Below are 16,215 nucleotides of genomic sequence, written 5' to 3' on the forward strand. Positions count from 1 at the left end.
CACAATCCGGCCTGTGGTTGAGAATCCTGCCAACCGCAGAACGACAATAATAAAAACTGAATATCGACGATAAGAGAGACCCGTCCCCTTGGCCAATATTGAGTTCAGAGGCGTCAGCAAGTACTACGACGATGGTCCCGCGACCGTGCCCGGCCTGGATCTGGAGATCCGCGATGGCGAATTTATGGTACTGGTAGGCCCGTCCGGCTGTGGCAAATCCACTACCCTGCGGATGATTGCGGGGCTCGAATCCATCAGTGGCGGCGATCTGTATATTGGGGGGCACCGGGTTAACGACCTGCCCCCCAAGGACCGGGACATCGCCATGGTGTTCCAGAATTACGCCCTTTACCCGCATATGTCCGTGTATGAAAACATGGCATTTGGTCTGCGGGTGCGCAATTTTCCCAAGCTGGGCATTGATCGTCGGGTGCGGGATGCCGCCGAGACACTGGGGCTGTCGGATCTGCTCGCGCGCAAGCCCGGCCAGTTGTCCGGGGGGCAGAATCAGCGGGTGGCCCTGGGGCGCGCCATGGTGCGCGACCCCCAGGTATTTCTGTTCGATGAGCCGTTGTCCAATCTCGATGCGGAGCTGAGAGTGCAGATGCGCGGAGTCATTCACCGTCTGCACCGCCAGTTGGGCACTACGTCGGTCTACGTCACCCACGACCAGGTGGAGGCCATGACCCTAGGCACCCGCATCGCGATTCTCGATAAAGGGGAGCTGATGCAGGTGGGGACGCCGCTGGAGCTGTATAACGACCCGGACAACACCTTTGTGGCGGGCTTTATGGGTTCGCCGCCGATGAACCTGGTTGCGGTTGCCAACGACGGTGTCCAGCTGTGTTGCGACCTGCTCACACTGCCGCGCCCGCACCTGCAGGGAGTGGGCCGCGCGCTACTGCTCGGCCTGCGCCCGGAAAGGCTGGTCTACGCGGCTAGCGCGCCGGCCCACTGGCCACGACTTTCCGGCGAGATCGAGCTGGTTGAGAGCCTGGGGGCGGAGATGTTGATACACCTGCGCAAGGGCGGGGAGCAGGTCATAGCGAGGCTGCCGGGTTTGCGGGCATTCACTCTCGGTGACGCACTGGAACTCGCGTTTGATCCCGCGGCGGTGTATCTGTTCGATGCACAGACGCAACAGCGCATTCGCAGTGATACTGCCCGCGCCGGAGTGCGGATGTGATCATGGCCTCAATATCCTGCGGGAGCCCGTTGCGCAGGCGCACAGCTACCGGGCTGGTGGGGCTGCTGGGCAGGCTCGTGCAGGCAGTGTTGTGCCTGCTGATTTGCCTTTCCGGTAGCGCCAGGGCTGCGGATAGCCTGACTCTCTGGCACAGCTACCGCGGTGCCGAGCGCACTGCGTTTGAGCAGCGCATTCGCGACTACAACCGCAGCCAGAGCGCGGTGCAGGTGAAAGCTCTGGCGGTCCCCTTTGGCGGCTTCGCGGATAAGCTGTCCGCGGCCCTGCCCCGGGGGCAGGGCCCGGACCTGTTTGTCTTTGCCCACGATCGTCTCGGCGGGTGGGCCAGCTCCGGGCACACCATTGCGCCCATCGATCGCTACGTGAGCGAGCGGTTACTGCGGCGCTTCCCGGCAAACCTGCTGGATGCGATGACTTTTACCGGCGATCTCTACGGCCTCCCGTTTGCGTTCAAGAGCCCGGCGCTGATCATGAATACCGACCTGGTGCAGTCACCGCCCGCGACCACCAACGGCATGGTGGCGGAGGCATTGCGGCACACCGACCGCGCTGCCGGGCGCTTCGGTCTCGCGTACAGCTATACCGAACCCTTTTTTCACGGCGCCCTGATGAACAGCTTCGGGCAGGGTCCATTCGATCGCGGTGGCAATCTGGATCTGGATAGTCCGGCGAATGTTGCTTCTCTGCAGATGCTCGCGCGCTGGGCGCGCCAGGACCGGATATTGCCGGAGGATCCCAGCAGTACTCTGGTGACAGACCTGTTCAATCAGGGGCGTGCGGCGATGGTGATCAGTGGCCCCTGGATGCTCGGAGAAATCGCGCCGCAGGTGAATTACCGGGTAGCGCCGTTGCCGGTCAACAGCGAGAGCGGTAAACCCCTGTCACCCTGGGTGGCGGTGGAGGGACTGTTCCTGTCACCCTGGTCACAACACCCGGAACAGGCCGTGGCGCTGATGGAATTTCTCACCAGCCGCGCCTCCGCGGAAATCATGGCCACGGAAGGTGGCCAGCTGCCGGCAAATATCAGTGCGTTTGAACACCCTAGTGTCGCGACAAATCATGTAGCCATGGCATTTCGCCAGCAATTGGAACACGCGGTGCCTATTCCCAATCTGCCGGCGATGACGCTGCTGTGGGTGCCTCTGGAAAATGCGCTGAAAAAAGTCGTCAAGGGCGTGGCGCAGCCGGAAGCGGAGATGCAGCAGCTTCAGCGGCAACTGAGTGCGGACCTGACGCGCCTGGAGCGATCCCGCCGGCGAGGGGAAACCCCGGCACAGATGCCGCTCTGGTTGTGGGTGATTCCCGTTGTGCTGGTGGTGCTCGCGGCCTGGGGCTGGCACCGTTATCGACGTCGGCTGATGGTGGGTTGGCAGGCCAACCGCACCGCGTATCTGTATATCCTGCCGGCCATGTTGGGCATGCTGCTACTGGTGTTGTTTCCACTTGGCTATGGGCTGTTGTTGTCGTTTACCGATACCACCGTCTTCAACGAGCACGCGCCTCTGTGGTCGCGGTTTGTGGGGCTGGATAACTACGCGGCAATCCTTGGGGATTTTCACCTGTGGCGAGGTCAGGGGGCCGAGCGCAGCCTGGATTTCGACAACTTCTATTGGACCCTGCTGGTGACCATTATCTGGACTGCCAGCAACGTGATTCTGGCGGTGGGGCTGGCGATGGTACTGGCACTGGCGCTCGACCGGCCAATCGTCGGGCGCAGTTGGTTCCGCCTGATCCTTATCCTGCCCTGGGCCATTCCCAATTACATTACCGCGCTGGTGTGGAAAGGCATGTTCCATCCGCAGTTTGGGGTGTTCAACCAGGGGTTGCAGATCCTCGGGCTGGCGCCGGTGGCCTGGTTTGACTCTATCGGTACCAGCTTTGTGACCGGCCTGATAACCAATGTATGGTTGAGTATCCCGTTCATGATGGTGGTGATCCTCGGCGGGTTGCAGTCGATTCCGCGGGAGCTGTACGAGGTGGCCCGGGTGGAAGGGGCCGGGCGCTGGTTTCAGTTCCGCCGGATTACCCTGCCGCTGCTGAAACCTGTGCTGATCCCGGCGGTGATTCTGTCGGTGGTGTGGACCTTCAATATGTTTAACGTCATCTACCTGGTCAGTGACGGTGCGCCCGCCGGCGCCAACGATATTCTGATCACCAAGGCGTTTCGTATCGGGTTCGAGAAGTACCAGTATGCCTACGCCGCCGCCTATTCCATGGTAATTCTGGCGTTGCTGTTCGGTTATACCCTGTGGCAGACCCGTGTCAGTCGCACCCTGGAGGTGGCCCGATGACTTTTCCCGGTGGGACTCCCCCCCGCAGGAGCCTGCTTGCAGGCGAACCGGTTTGGCACCGGGCCTGGTTGGCTTGCAGGCGGGTGCCGAAAAGGATTGCACAGGATATTTTTAGCTGGCGTTTCGTCTTGCTGACACTGGCTTCGCTGATCGTTCTCTATCCCATGTTGTGGGTTGTCAGCCTCGCCTTCTCCGGCCAGCAGTCTCTGACCTTGGTCCGCCTGCCGGAGGATGCCGGCATCGCCCGGCAGTTAATGGCTCTGGTTCCATTACCGGAACAGTGGTCCCTGGCGAATTTTCGCGCGGTGCTTTCCGAGCAGCCGTTTCTGCAATGGCTCGGCAATAGCCTGGTGGTCGCCATTGCCACCACCGTTGTCGGTCTTTCCCTGAGCTGTACGGCCGCCTATGCGTTTTCCCGCTTCCGGTTTGCCGGCCGCCAGCGGGGCATGTTGCTGTTTTTGATCTCGCAGATGTTTCCCGCAATGCTGATGCTGATTCCTCTGTACGTGATCGTGGTGCAGTGGTTGGGGCTCGGGAACTCCTGGCTGGGATTGATACTGGTGTACTCCATCACCGCGCTGCCGTTCTGCGTGTGGATGTTAAAGGGCTACTTCGACACTCTGCCCTACGAGATTGAAGAGTCGGCACTGCTCGACGGGGCCAGCCACTGGACCATCTTCACTCGTATTATCCTGCCGCTGGCGCGACCGGCCATAGCGGTTACCGGGCTATTCGCGTTCATGACTGCCTGGAACGAATTCATTCTGGCCTCCATTTTCATGGACGATGAATCCCTGTATACGGTACCCGTGGGCCTGCGCTTCTTCGTGAGTGACTACGCCTCGGAGTGGGGGTACTTTGCGGCGGGTTCCATTCTGGTTTCGCTGCCGGTCATGTTGCTGTTTCTTTCCCTGCAGCGCTTTCTGGTTTCCGGGCTCGCCGCCGGGGCGGTGAAAGGCTGACGCTGCAGATGCACCCTTATCCGTGATCACACAACCGGTCAGTGGCTTGCGGGCTCCCCAGGCCCCTGCTTTGAGCCGTCTCGCCCCGTAATGGCCCGGAAAATGTCCCAATCCGGTGCGGACTGGCGCTTTCCATTTAAGCTGTTGATTTATATGTGTTTTTTCGTTCCCGCTTTGCCGAAACCAAGGTGGGAAAGTCCATTTTTGGCCAAATCCCCAAGGTGGGACGACGCATTCTGGCGCGGCGCAGGAGTATAGCCTCACGCCAGATCGGGTTATCCTGTTGCGGTCTCACGCGGTCCCTACTCTGGCGAAACCAATAAATAAAATGACGTGACGATGGGGGAGACAACTCCATGAACAGAATGACCGGATTCAAGAAGAATTCCATTGCGGTGGCCATCGCCACCCTCGCTGGCGTAAGCGGCGGCGCCCTGGCTCAAACCGAAGCGGAATCCGCCCTGGAAGAGGTGGTGGTGCTGGGCATCCGCGGCAGCCTTGAAAAATCCATGGACGTGAAGCGCGATGCCAAAGGTATCGTCGATGCGATTTCCGCAGAGGATATCGGCAAGTTCCCCGATACCAATCTGGCGGAATCCATGCAGCGGATTTCCGGTGTCTCTATCGACCGGGTGAATGGTGAAGGCAGCAAGGTTACGGTGCGTGGCCTGGGGCCGGATTTCAACCTGGTAACCCTGAATGGCCGTCAGGTGGCGCGCACCACCGGTGGCCGCTCCTTTGATTTCCAGAATATCGCCTCCGATATGGTGACCGGTGTCGAGGTCTCAAAGACCAGCGACGCAACACTGCCCTCCGGTGGCATGGGCGCCACCATCAACCTGCTGACCGCGCGTCCTTTCAATACCCCGGAGCGCACCCTACGTTTTGGGGTAAAAGGGGTGCTGGATGAGTCCTCCGACGATGCCAGCATGACGCCTGAATACAGCGGTTTCTATTCCGACACCTTTGCCGATGGCAAATTCGGTGTGGCCATTTCCGGTTCCGTGCAGGAGCGCGAGAGCGGCAGCCAACAGGCGCTGGTTCCCGGTGGCTGGATCAGTGTTGAAGGCCAGATGGACAACAACTGGGACGGCGTGAATGATGCCTGGGGCGCGGTCCCGCTGGAGAATCAGGTAAACCGTCCCGGTGAGGGCGACATCTATTCTGTTGCGCAGAACGCGGCCTTCAAGTTTGAAGAGCAGCAGCGCAAGCGCACCAATGGTCAGCTGGTGCTGCAGTGGGCGCCCACTGACGATGTGACCGCAACCCTGGATTACAACTACTACCAGAACAAGATCGCCAAGCAGTTCAATGATATTTCCGTATATCACGCCTGGCAGGGCGATCAGCGGGGTGTATGGAGTGACGGCCCCATCTCCACGCCGATCATCTACTCCGAATACTACGGGGCGCCCAGTGATGTGGCCATGGGTGGCGGCAGCACCGCCGAGATCCACGAAGGGAATATGCTCGGGATCAACCTGGAATGGCAGGTTGGTGACCGGCTGAACCTGTTCTTCGACGGCCAGCACTCGGAAGCCGAGCGCACTCCGGACAGCCCCTGGGGTACCAGCAATGTGCTGACCGTCGCCGCCATGGTGCGCGAGGCCAGCAGCGTGGACTTTACCGGCGAGATCCCGGCGATCTATGTGGACTCCGCCAACGGTTTGAATGCCTCCGATATCATTGTTACCGGTTCAGTATTCACCAATTCCAAAGATTATTCCGAGGTGGACCAGTTCCGCTTTGGTGGTAACTACGAGATCAACGAATCCAGTGATATCGACTTCGGTATCGCCCGTCAGGAAGTGAGCAATCGCTCTCAGTCCGTATTTGTACAGCGCAATAACTGGGGTGGTGCGGGCCCCGCATCGGATCTGCCGGACGAACTGTTTACGGCCAAAAGTATCTCCGACAAGTTTGATGAGTCCTGGGGAGATTTTTCCGAGATCGGCGGGCTGGAGCCCCTGGATATCTATTACGACTGGGATTTTGACGCGGTGCGTGCGATCGCCGAAGACCTGTACGCGAACAACGCTACCGACGCGGGCACGGCCAATCGTGTAGGCGATTGTGGAACTGCCTTCTGCGCGTCCACCGATTACGCGTCTGACACCGATCGTGCCACCACCGAGACGTCCACCTCCGTGTATGCACAGTACAACTTCACCTCCGAAATGCGCGGAATGCCTTACGAGATCAACACGGGGCTGCGTTACGAGCAGACCGATGTGGACTCGGTATCTGTGGTGCCTGAATACGATCGCGCAGAATGGAACTCCAACAACGAAGTGGCGATCATCGGCACCGGTGAACAGGTTTATCTGAGCGAAGAGGGTAACTACGATTACTGGTTGCCCAGTATTGCGTTGAAAGTGGACGTGACAGAAGACGTGGTGACCCGCGCGGCAGTCAGCAAGGCAATCACCCGTCCGGATTACAATTCCATCAAAGGTGGCACCACGATCGGCACTATCGCCAACGGCGGCATTGGTGGCGGCTCCACCGGCAACCCGAGCCTGTTGCCCTACGAGTCCATCAACTACGACCTGTCTGTGGAGTGGTATTACGGCGAGACCAGCTACGCGTCGGTGGGCCTGTTCCGCAAGGATGTATCCAACTTCATCAGCAATGCCAAAACCGAGAAATCACTGTTCAATATTGCCAACCCGGCAGACGGTGCTCTGGTGGATGAGGCGCGTGCGAACGGTGCCAATGATGCGGAATCCATTCGTCAGTATATTGCCGCCAATTACGCCGACAGCGACTTCGTCAATGTGACCTACCTCGAAGACGGCGTTACCGTGGATAAGATATTTATTACCGGTAACCCGGCCACCGACAATGACATGGTGTTCCTGGTGGATACCCCGGTAAACAGCGATGTGGACAATACCATCGACGGTGTCGAACTGGCAGTGCAGCACATGTTCGGTGAAACCGGGTTTGGCCTGCAGGCGAACTACACCATCGTAGATTCCGAACTCAGTTATGACCCGTACATACTGGTGGATCAGGAGGCCATGGTCGGCCTGAGCGACTCTGCCAACCTGGTGGGCTTTTACGATAAGAACGGCTTCCAGGCGCGGATCGCCTATAACTGGCGGGATGAGTTCCTGAGTTCCCGCGGCCAGAACACCGGTGCCAACCCACAGTATGTGGAAGCTTACAGCCAGATTGACCTGAACGTGAGCTATGAACTACCACAGCTTGAAGGCATGCAGGTATTCCTTGAGGGGATTAACGTAACCGATGAGTACCAGCGTGTTTACGGCCGTGATTCACGTCAGCTGATGGGTTACTACCAGGGTGGTGCGCGCTGGCAGTTGGGTGCGCGCTACGCCTTTTAAACCAGAGCACAGGATGGTTTGAACTGGCAGGGAAAGCCGCTGATCATATGGTCAGCGGCTTTTTTTATAGCAGATAACATGCTTGAAATCTGATGGCAGATAATAAAAAAGGAAGAGAATAATAGTATGACGAATGCGGTATTGCTGAATAACGTAGAGCACTGTGATCTTCGGGTGCGAACCGGGCGCTCTGCAGAGCTGGGTGATGACGTCTGGTATGCACTGACATTTCCCCTGGAATTTCGCGCGCTTCAGGGGCAGTACCCCATCTTTTTTCAGCGGGATGCCAGTACCGGCGCATTCTTTCCTCTGGTACTGCTTGGCCTGGAGCCCGGTGAAAATCTCTATCTCAACAATGATCAATGGGCCGCTTCCTATCTTCCTCTGACCGTACGCCGGGAACCATTTTTAATTGGGCGCCAGCATTTTGTCGAAGACGGTGTGCAGAAAACCCGCCGGGTGATTCATATCGACCTCGACAGTCCTCGCGTCAGTCGGGAGCAGGGCGAGCCTCTGTTTCTGGAGTATGGTGGCAGTTCGCCGTTTCTTGACGGCGTGTCGGATATGCTTGAAGCCATTCACCAGGGTATCGAACAGAGTGAGAAATTTATCCGCGCGCTGCAAATTCACGGATTGCTGGAACCATTCACCATGGATGTCACGTTGAACAACGGTACGATCAATCAATTGAAGGGGTTTTATACCATCGATGAGCCACGCCTGCGGGCACTCAATGGTGAAGACCTCAGTGAACTGCACCGGGCCGGTTTTCTGGAAGCAATCTATATGGTGCTGGCGTCCCAGTCTCAGGTCCGGCGTTTGATTGATGAGAAAAATCGTCGCAGTGTACATGATTGATCTGACCGGAGGGCAAGCATGAAATCCGGGCGACCATTTATAGAAACCGCAGGTCTGCCGTATGCGGACGAAACCTGGGATGTTACTCCGGAAAATGTATTGGCTTCAGTGGAAGGCGTTACCCGGCCACTGGTGTTGCGAAACTATTGCGCACATTTCCCCGCGGTAAGTGCCGGTAAGCAGTCTGCACGGAAAATGGCGGAATATCTTCTCGACCATTACAGTGGCCAGCCTGTTAACGGCTGCTATGGCGACCCGGAAACGGAAGGGCGGATCTTTTACAATAAAGATCTTACCGGGTTTAATTTTCAGTCCCGCAGAGTGGCTCTTGGGGAATTGCTGGACGACCTGCTTTCTACCGCCGGGGCGTCGCCCGCGCCCATGCGCTATATGCCTTCCAGTCAGACCTCCTTCTGGTTTCCACCATTCGCCAGCACAAATGATGCGGGACTGTCCGATGTATCGCCCGTGGGTTCCTTGTGGCTCGGTAACCGGGTGCGTGTCGCTGCCCATTACGACTTCCCCAACAATCTGGCCTGTAATATTGCCGGCAGACGGCGCTTTACCCTGTTTCCACCGGAAGAAATCGTCAACCTCTATCCAGGGCCACTGGAATTCGCGCCGGGAGGGCAGGAAATCAGTCTTGTGGATTTCTACAATCCAGACTTCGAGCGCTTCCCCCGTTTTCGCGACGCATTGGCCCGTGCGCAAACGGCCGAGCTGCAGGCGGGTGATGCATTGTATATTCCGGGGATGTGGTGGCATCACGTGGAGAGCCTGGACACGCTGAATGTCCTCTATACCCATTGGTGGCGGGATTCTGCCGCGTATCTGGGGCGCCCCACCAATGCGCTGATGCATGCCATGCTCGGTCTGCGGGATCTGCCAGCACACCAGCGCAACGCGTGGCGCGCACTGTTCGATTATTACGTGTTTGCTGCCGAGGAGAGCGGCGCGGCACATATCGAGCCCGCAGCAAGGGGGATTCTCGAACAGCCTATGTCGCTTGAAACTGCGATGCAGTTGCGGACCAAACTGCAGAATGATCTGAAACGTTAAAAGTCATAAATCCTGAAAATAATAATCGAGAGCGAAAGTGTGAGTACACAGCAAAGAGTTCGTAAGGTGGTCATCGCCGGTGGTGGAACGGCGGGCTGGATGGCCGCGGCCGCGCTGGCAAAGTTGTTGGGAAAAAATCTGGATATCCGCCTGGTTGAATCCGAGGCAATCGGTACCGTGGGCGTGGGCGAGGCAACCATTCCGACCCTGCATCTTTTCCATCAGCTGCTCGGGATTGACGAGCGGGAAATGATGGCGGCGACCAATGCGACCTTCAAACTGGGGATCGCATTCGAAAACTGGAAAGAGAAGGGGCAGGACTACATTCACTCCTTTGGTGCCGCGGGCAAGGATTGCTGGGCGTGTAATTTCAGCCATTTCTGGGTCCGGGGCCGGCAACTGGGTATCGACTATCAGATTGGCGACTACACCAAAGAGCACCTGGGTGCACGGATGGGTCGCTATGCCGTCTCCCCTCGTAGTGAACGTACCCATGCGTATCACTTTGATGCAAGTCTATATGCAACATTTCTACGCCGCCTCGCAGAAAAGCACGGTGCCGTACGAATAGAAGGAAAGATCGAACAGGTTCAGCTAGACCCTCACACCGGCTATATCCAGTCCCTGATGCTGGAAAGTGGTGAGCGGCTGGAAGGCGACCTGTTTATAGACTGCACGGGTTTCCGGGGTTTGTTGATCGACAAGGCATTACACACCGGCTTTGACGATTGGGGGCACTGGTTGCCCTGTGATCGGGCGGTCGCGGTTCAGACTGGTAAAGCGCAAAGCCCTGTGCCCTATACCCGTTCAATTGCGCGGGAATCCGGATGGCAATGGCGTATTCCGCTGCAGTCCCGCACTGGTAATGGACTGGTTTTCTGCAGTCACTACCTGGATGAAGAAAATGCGACAAAAATACTGCTGGAAAATGTGGAAGGTGAGCCGCTGAATGCTCCGAGAGTCATTCCATTTCGTACCGGTACCCGTCGCCAGCACTGGAACAAAAACTGTATCGCTATAGGTCTTTCCAGCGGATTTATCGAGCCCCTGGAATCCACCAGTATCCATCTGATTCAGCGCAGTATTGTGCGCCTGCTCACGCTTTTCCCGTCCCGCGGAGTTGTTCAGGCGGATGTCGATGAATATAACCAGCTGATTCGCGAAGAGACGGAAAATGTGCGCGACTTTGTGGTTCTCCATTACAAGCTCACAGATCGAACGGATTCCGAATTCTGGCGTCACTGTCGTGGAATGGACGTTCCAGAATCACTCGCTCGGCGTATGCAGGTCTTTGAGGAGAGCGGTCGAGTTTATCAGAACGGTACCGAGCTGTTTGGAGAAAGCTCCTGGTTGCAGGTGATGCTTGGTCAGGGGTTGATGCCGCAGACCTACCACCCAATCGTCGACATGATGAGTGAGCGCGAACTTACCAACTTTCTTGACGGTATCCGTCGCCAGGTCCGCGACACCGTGGAAAGCTGGCCCCATCATATGGAATTTATTGAGCACTACTGCAGGTCAAAACAGGGCGCAATGTGATGAGGTAGACGCTTTGCATGACTCGCTTTGCACCATGTTCGGAGATCCCCCAAAGTGGGACGACACTACGCACCCGAGAAACTAGTTTCACTCTCGAGGTGAACCGATACGGGCGTCTCGATGCTCGTGCTCCAAATACTAAAAACTATGCTGAAGCGAGGCTCAACCATGCGTCTATTTTCCAAAAGGCGTGGCACTACTTCTGTGCCCGCCTTTCCCGTAATCACCGGCAGTGCGATTGTTTTTGCACTGACATTCCCGCTCACTGTGTTGGCACAACAGTCCAACTTGGCTACCGGTGCAAGTGTTTCTGCCAGCACCGCCGACCTCCCCGCAAGTAATGCCATTGATGGCGATACAGGCACCCGCTGGGCGTCTGCGGGGCAGACAGATCCTTCCTGGATCGCGCTGGATCTCGGCCAGCCCTATGACCTGGATCAGGTGGAAATATTCTGGGAGGCCGCGAACCCTGAAACCTACGAAATCTGGGGCTCCAACAATGGTGTGGACTGGAACACGCTGAGTGTGCAGACCGGCGGCGAGTTTGGGCACCGCACCGACACCGTCGATGTGAGTGGTATTTATCAGCATGTGAGAATTCAGGGAATCAGCCGCAGTGCTGGGAATTACTGGGGTTACTCTATTTGGGAAATGGGCGTGTTCGGTAGTCCGGCAAATTGCGATTCAGGCTGTGTGGTGGAACTGAATGGCAGCACTTTTCAGGCGCGGGTGACCGGTGGTGATATTGTCGATATTCACTATTCAATCAATGGTGGCGGCCAGATGAATGTGCGCATGGTCGAGACCTCCGGTCTCTGGACATACGATATTCCCGGTTTGACTGCCGGTGACGTGCTCAATGTTTCCTACACGAAAATAACCGGTGGTGTTGGCGAAAATATTCCGGCAAGCCAATATGTGTTTTCCGGTCAGGGCGGCTCTTCGTCGTCCTCCTCGTCATCTTCTTCTTCGTCCTCTTCTTCTTCGTCCTCTTCCGGCGGTAGCTCAGGTGGGTCCGGTGGCAGTAGCTCCGGCAGCTCCAGCAGTTCCAGCAGCTCATCGGGAGGTGCTTCTTCCGGAAGCTCGTCATCTGGCGGCTCGTCGTCTGGTGCAGACCTGGGATCGATCGTTCCGCTGTATGACAGCAGCACACAGTTGGAGCCGGCGATCACATTCGAGACACCAACGGCGCTGGTTACCCGTTTTTCAGATCGGGCGCGCGACCGTCATGCCAAAGAGGATATGTTTCAGGCGTACGATCACTACCTGAGTTTTTATTGGGAGGATCGCACCGCTTCTATCGAAATTATTGATGAAGTGGCCAAGGGTGGAGACTCGGTGCGAATGAATGTACGCACCCAGTTCAAGCTGAGTGATACCGAAGCAGAGAATCGCTGGTTTTATCGCGGCGTTGGCACCGTGGCGGAATACTGTGACAACGGAGTGATGGTGGTTGTCGATCAGTACAACTACTACAAGGAGCGCACCTATAACTGCCGGGAAGGCCGCAACATTCAGGTGGGTGACAAGCTGGAGTTTGAAATCAGCCAGTTTCTGGACCCCAGCGTGCCGAACGGTCGTGCAAATTATTACGGAACTACGTTCCTGTATATCGTGGGTGAGGGACTGGTTCCCTGGGATGTTGGCGGCGCGACACCGTTTGGTGGAATAAAAGACTCGGTCAAAATTCCCGAGACGGCATGGCTTGGAGGCGATACCACCATACACGCGCTGACTTCCGGAGAGACAGACAACCACTATATGCAGATGGCCACCAATCTCGGCTATGACAATGCGCAGCCATTTATGCTCGGGCGTCGTGTATTACACAGCTCTGCCATCGATGGAGTGCATGACGAGAATCCCGTGGATAACCCGCCCTTCGCACCAATGATCGGTCTTGCCGGCCCTCACTATATCAACGACAGTTGCGCCAGCTGCCACCAGCGCAATGGACGTGCGGTGCCAGCAGCGGTGGGCGAACCCCTGGATAAGTGGACATTCAAGGTGGCCGCGGCCAATGGTGATCCAGATCCATATCTTGGCTCTGCTCTGCAGCCCAAGGCGCGTAACGGGGCCGTCAGCGAAGGCCAGGTATCGATCGCGAGCTGGACGGAGCAGAATGGACTGCGCTCTCCCAACTATGCCTTTACCGGTGTTGTGCCCGAGCGGTTTTCCGCACGTATCGCCCCGAGTATTGTCGGCATGGGTTTGTTGGAAGCCATCGACGAAAGCTCGGTCATTGCACTGGCGGACCCAGATGACAGCAATGGCGATGGTATTTCCGGTCGAGTGAATCGCGTGATTGACCCTGAAACCGGAGAGACTCGGCTGGGGCGTTTTGGCTGGAAGGCCGGTATGGCCAGTATCCGTCACCAGCTGGCCCGGGCGTTCAATACCGATATGGGGGTCATGACGTCGGTCTTCCCACAACCAGATTGCGGCAGTAGCCAGAGCGATTGCGGTGCGACTGGAGCGGAACTTGCCGATAACCATCTGCAGGATCTGACTAAATATGTGGCGCTGCTCGGCGTGCGCCCGCAGCGGAACTATGATGATCCTGCTGTGGTAAATGGCAAGCAACTGTTCACGGATATTGGCTGTGCCAGTTGCCATACCCCAACCCATCAGACCAGTTCACAGCATCCGTTCGCGGAGCTGCGCAATCAGACCATTCACCCTTACACCGACTTGCTGTTGCACGATATGGGACCGGGGCTTGCGGACAACCTGGGTGAAGCCGAAGCCAGCGGTGCCGAATGGCGTACCCCGGCACTTTGGGGACTGGGGCTTTCCGCTTGTGTTACTGGTGGGGTGATAAACCCTCAGGGTGGTCAAGGCAACGAAATCTGTACACCTCAGCACGGCTATCTCCATGACGGGCGGGCGCGCAGCATTGAAGAGGCTATTCTCTGGCACGGTGGGGAAGGTCAGGCGGCCAACAATGCTTACCAGAGCCTGAGTGGTGCACAACAACAGGATTTGTTGAGCTTCCTGAATTCACTCTGATTTTTCAAACAATAATTGGCAAGGACTGATAGAAAGGCGCGGAAACTTTTCCGCGCCTTTTTTATTGGCGGGGCAGAAAGTCACAGGGCCCAGGTTGTGTACCAACGGAATGTGGGGCGACGGATATTCATTTCCTGCGCTAAAAAGGTGGCGTTCCCTGTGGGGACCTAAGTGAAAAAATAAACAGTGATAAGAATAAACACAGTAAAAGGAGACAGCGATGTCGAGATTCCTGATCCGCAACACCACACTGGCAGTTGCCGTGGCCGCAGTCGGATGTGGCGGTGGCAGTTCCAATAACGTAGATCCGGGTGAGACTATTGTTGATCCGCCGGTGGTCGATACCCGCCCCGAACAATGCCTGGAGGACCCGGAAAACTCCGGTTACTGTCTGGTGTGGTCCGATGAGTTTTCCGGCAGTGCGATCGATGCTGAAAAATGGGTTCACGAAAAAAATTGCACCGGTGGCGGCAATAACGAAGCCCAGTGTTATACGGATTCCCCGGATAACTCCTGGGTAGCGGACGACATGCTGCATATTCGGGCCATTCGCGAAGATGCCACAGGACCTTCCGTGGTGGACGATGATCCGAACTACGACGCCAACGATACCTCCGGCAGTGGCTCTTTTACCTCCGCCCGGTTGCGCACCAAGAACATGGGCGACTGGAAATACGGTCGTTTTGAAATGCGCGCGAAATTGCCGTTCGGACAGGGGAGCTGGCCCGCGTTCTGGATGCTGCCCACGGACTGGGCCTATGGTGGTTGGCCCCTTTCTGGCGAAATCGACATTCTGGAGGCGGTCAACCTGAAAGTCGGCGGCGAAGATCGGGTGTACGGCACGCTGCACTACGGCGGTACCTGGCCCGGCAACAAACACACCGGTGAGGCCTACCAGATTCCCGGTGACCTCAATCCTGCCGATGGTTTTCACACCTACGCCGTGGAGTGGGAAGAGGGGGAGATACGCTGGTATGTGGACGGGGACCACTATGCGACCCAGACCAGCGACGGCTGGTATACCACCGCGGAACTGGAAAATCCGCTGGCGCCTTTCGACCAGCCCTTTCACCTGATACTGAACCTGGCTGTGGGGGGCGACTGGCCCGCGAACGTGAATGATACCGGTATCGATGAAGAAGCTTTTCCACAGGACTTTGTCATCGACTACGTGCGGGTATATCAGTGCACGGAAAATTTTGATACCGGTAAAGGCTGTGCCAGCAGCGACGGTGATTTTGTCCACAACCCGGGGCTGGAGCCTCCGCAGGCTCCGGACAGTACCGACGGCGAGCTGGTGATTTTTGACGGTGAGGCCAAGGCCCCATACGCCTGGTATACCTGGACCGCCCATGGGGATATTGGCTACACCATCGAGAACATTGGTGGTGAGTATGGCGAGGTGGCGCAGATCACCTACAACACCAATCAGGGGATCGGTTTCTATCAATCCGACAGCGCTTACGACCTGAGCGATTACACCTATGTGGAGTTTGACCTGCGGGTTCTCAACGAGCCGGCGGATGCCGGTGCTGCGGGTTTAACATTCCGCGCGGATTGCGGCCATCCGTGTTCCTCTGGTGATTACCCGCTGGATATGCCCGCGCCGGACCAGTGGGCACATTATCAAATTCCGGTGATGGCACTGGTCGAAGGTGGTCTCAACGCCAGTAGCGTCAATACGCCGTTTGTCATATCGCCCACCTGGGATAATCAGATGGGGGCAATATTGCAGATCGATAATATTATCTGGACCCGCTAGCGGTTCATGCCCCCACATACCGTCCCATTTTCCCGAACCGTACAGAGTGGAAAGGTGGTCAGCTCCATTTTGTGATGGTTTGGGGAAGTGGGACGATCCCTTTCCCGGGATTCCGTACAAAGAAGCCTGGAATAACCGGGTGCTCCTGCCTGTAAGTAAGGCTGCCCGGTGCATACGTCAA

9 protein-coding genes are annotated in these 16,215 nt (G+C 57.1%); all 9 read left to right on the top strand.

Annotated elements, in window-relative coordinates; translation table 11 throughout:
- Positions 1-88: 88 nt before the first annotated feature.
- The 9 genes from AU11_RS16035 to AU11_RS16075 all read left to right on the top strand — a co-directional run bounded on the left by AU11_RS16035 (position 89) and on the right by AU11_RS16075 (position 16,034).
- A complete protein-coding gene (locus AU11_RS16035) occupies positions 89-1,186 on the top strand; it encodes an ABC transporter ATP-binding protein (RefSeq protein WP_043320663.1) in 1,098 nt (365 codons plus the stop codon).
- Between the two features lie 2 nt (positions 1,187-1,188).
- Positions 1,189-3,495, top strand: coding sequence for an extracellular solute-binding protein (locus AU11_RS16040; protein ID WP_081848204.1), 2,307 nt, complete (start codon positions 1,189-1,191; stop codon positions 3,493-3,495).
- A 128-nt stretch (positions 3,496-3,623) separates the two neighbouring features.
- On the top strand, positions 3,624-4,457 hold the full coding sequence (locus AU11_RS16045; RefSeq protein WP_231492070.1) for a sugar ABC transporter permease: 834 nt from the start codon (positions 3,624-3,626) through the stop codon (positions 4,455-4,457).
- A 356-nt stretch (positions 4,458-4,813) separates the two neighbouring features.
- Positions 4,814-7,807, top strand: coding sequence for a TonB-dependent receptor (locus AU11_RS16050; RefSeq protein WP_043320664.1), 2,994 nt, complete (start codon positions 4,814-4,816; stop codon positions 7,805-7,807).
- 126 nt (positions 7,808-7,933) lie between these two features.
- A complete protein-coding gene (locus AU11_RS16055) occupies positions 7,934-8,665 on the top strand; it encodes a SapC family protein (protein WP_043320665.1) in 732 nt (243 codons plus the stop codon).
- Between the two features lie 18 nt (positions 8,666-8,683).
- A complete protein-coding gene (locus AU11_RS16060; protein ID WP_043320666.1) occupies positions 8,684-9,724 on the top strand; it encodes a cupin-like domain-containing protein in 1,041 nt (346 codons plus the stop codon).
- Positions 9,725-9,763: 39 nt separating this feature from the next.
- Positions 9,764-11,263 (top strand): tryptophan halogenase family protein, encoded by a 1,500-nt coding sequence (locus tag AU11_RS16065; protein WP_043320667.1) that lies wholly within the window; start codon positions 9,764-9,766, stop codon positions 11,261-11,263.
- Positions 11,264-11,431: 168 nt separating this feature from the next.
- The gene (locus tag AU11_RS16070; RefSeq protein ID WP_231492073.1) at positions 11,432-14,272 is read left to right on the top strand and encodes a di-heme oxidoredictase family protein; all 2,841 of its coding nucleotides are present in this window, start codon (positions 11,432-11,434) and stop codon (positions 14,270-14,272) included.
- A gap of 220 nt (positions 14,273-14,492) precedes the next feature.
- Positions 14,493-16,034, top strand: a complete 1,542-nt coding sequence (locus AU11_RS16075; RefSeq protein WP_051687382.1) for a glycoside hydrolase family 16 protein — start codon at positions 14,493-14,495, stop codon at positions 16,032-16,034.
- Positions 16,035-16,215 lie beyond the last annotated feature (181 nt).

It is taken from the genome of Microbulbifer sp. HZ11 (assembly GCF_000708675.1).
In the GTDB taxonomy this organism is placed as follows: domain Bacteria; phylum Pseudomonadota; class Gammaproteobacteria; order Pseudomonadales; family Cellvibrionaceae; genus Microbulbifer.

Bases quoted from the DNA above. Each gene is read 5' to 3' on its own strand.
- AU11_RS16040 (WP_081848204.1), top strand. From the start codon at position 1,189: ATGGCCTCAATATCCTGCGGGAGCCCGTTGCGCAGGCGCACAGCTACC.
- AU11_RS16050 (WP_043320664.1), top strand. From the start codon at position 4,814: ATGAACAGAATGACCGGATTCAAGAAGAATTCCATTGCGGTGGCCATC.
- AU11_RS16055 (WP_043320665.1), top strand. From the start codon at position 7,934: ATGACGAATGCGGTATTGCTGAATAACGTAGAGCACTGTGATCTTCGG.
- AU11_RS16060 (WP_043320666.1), top strand. From the start codon at position 8,684: ATGAAATCCGGGCGACCATTTATAGAAACCGCAGGTCTGCCGTATGCG.
- AU11_RS16070 (WP_231492073.1), top strand. From the start codon at position 11,432: ATGCGTCTATTTTCCAAAAGGCGTGGCACTACTTCTGTGCCCGCCTTT.
- AU11_RS16075 (WP_051687382.1), top strand. From the start codon at position 14,493: ATGTCGAGATTCCTGATCCGCAACACCACACTGGCAGTTGCCGTGGCC.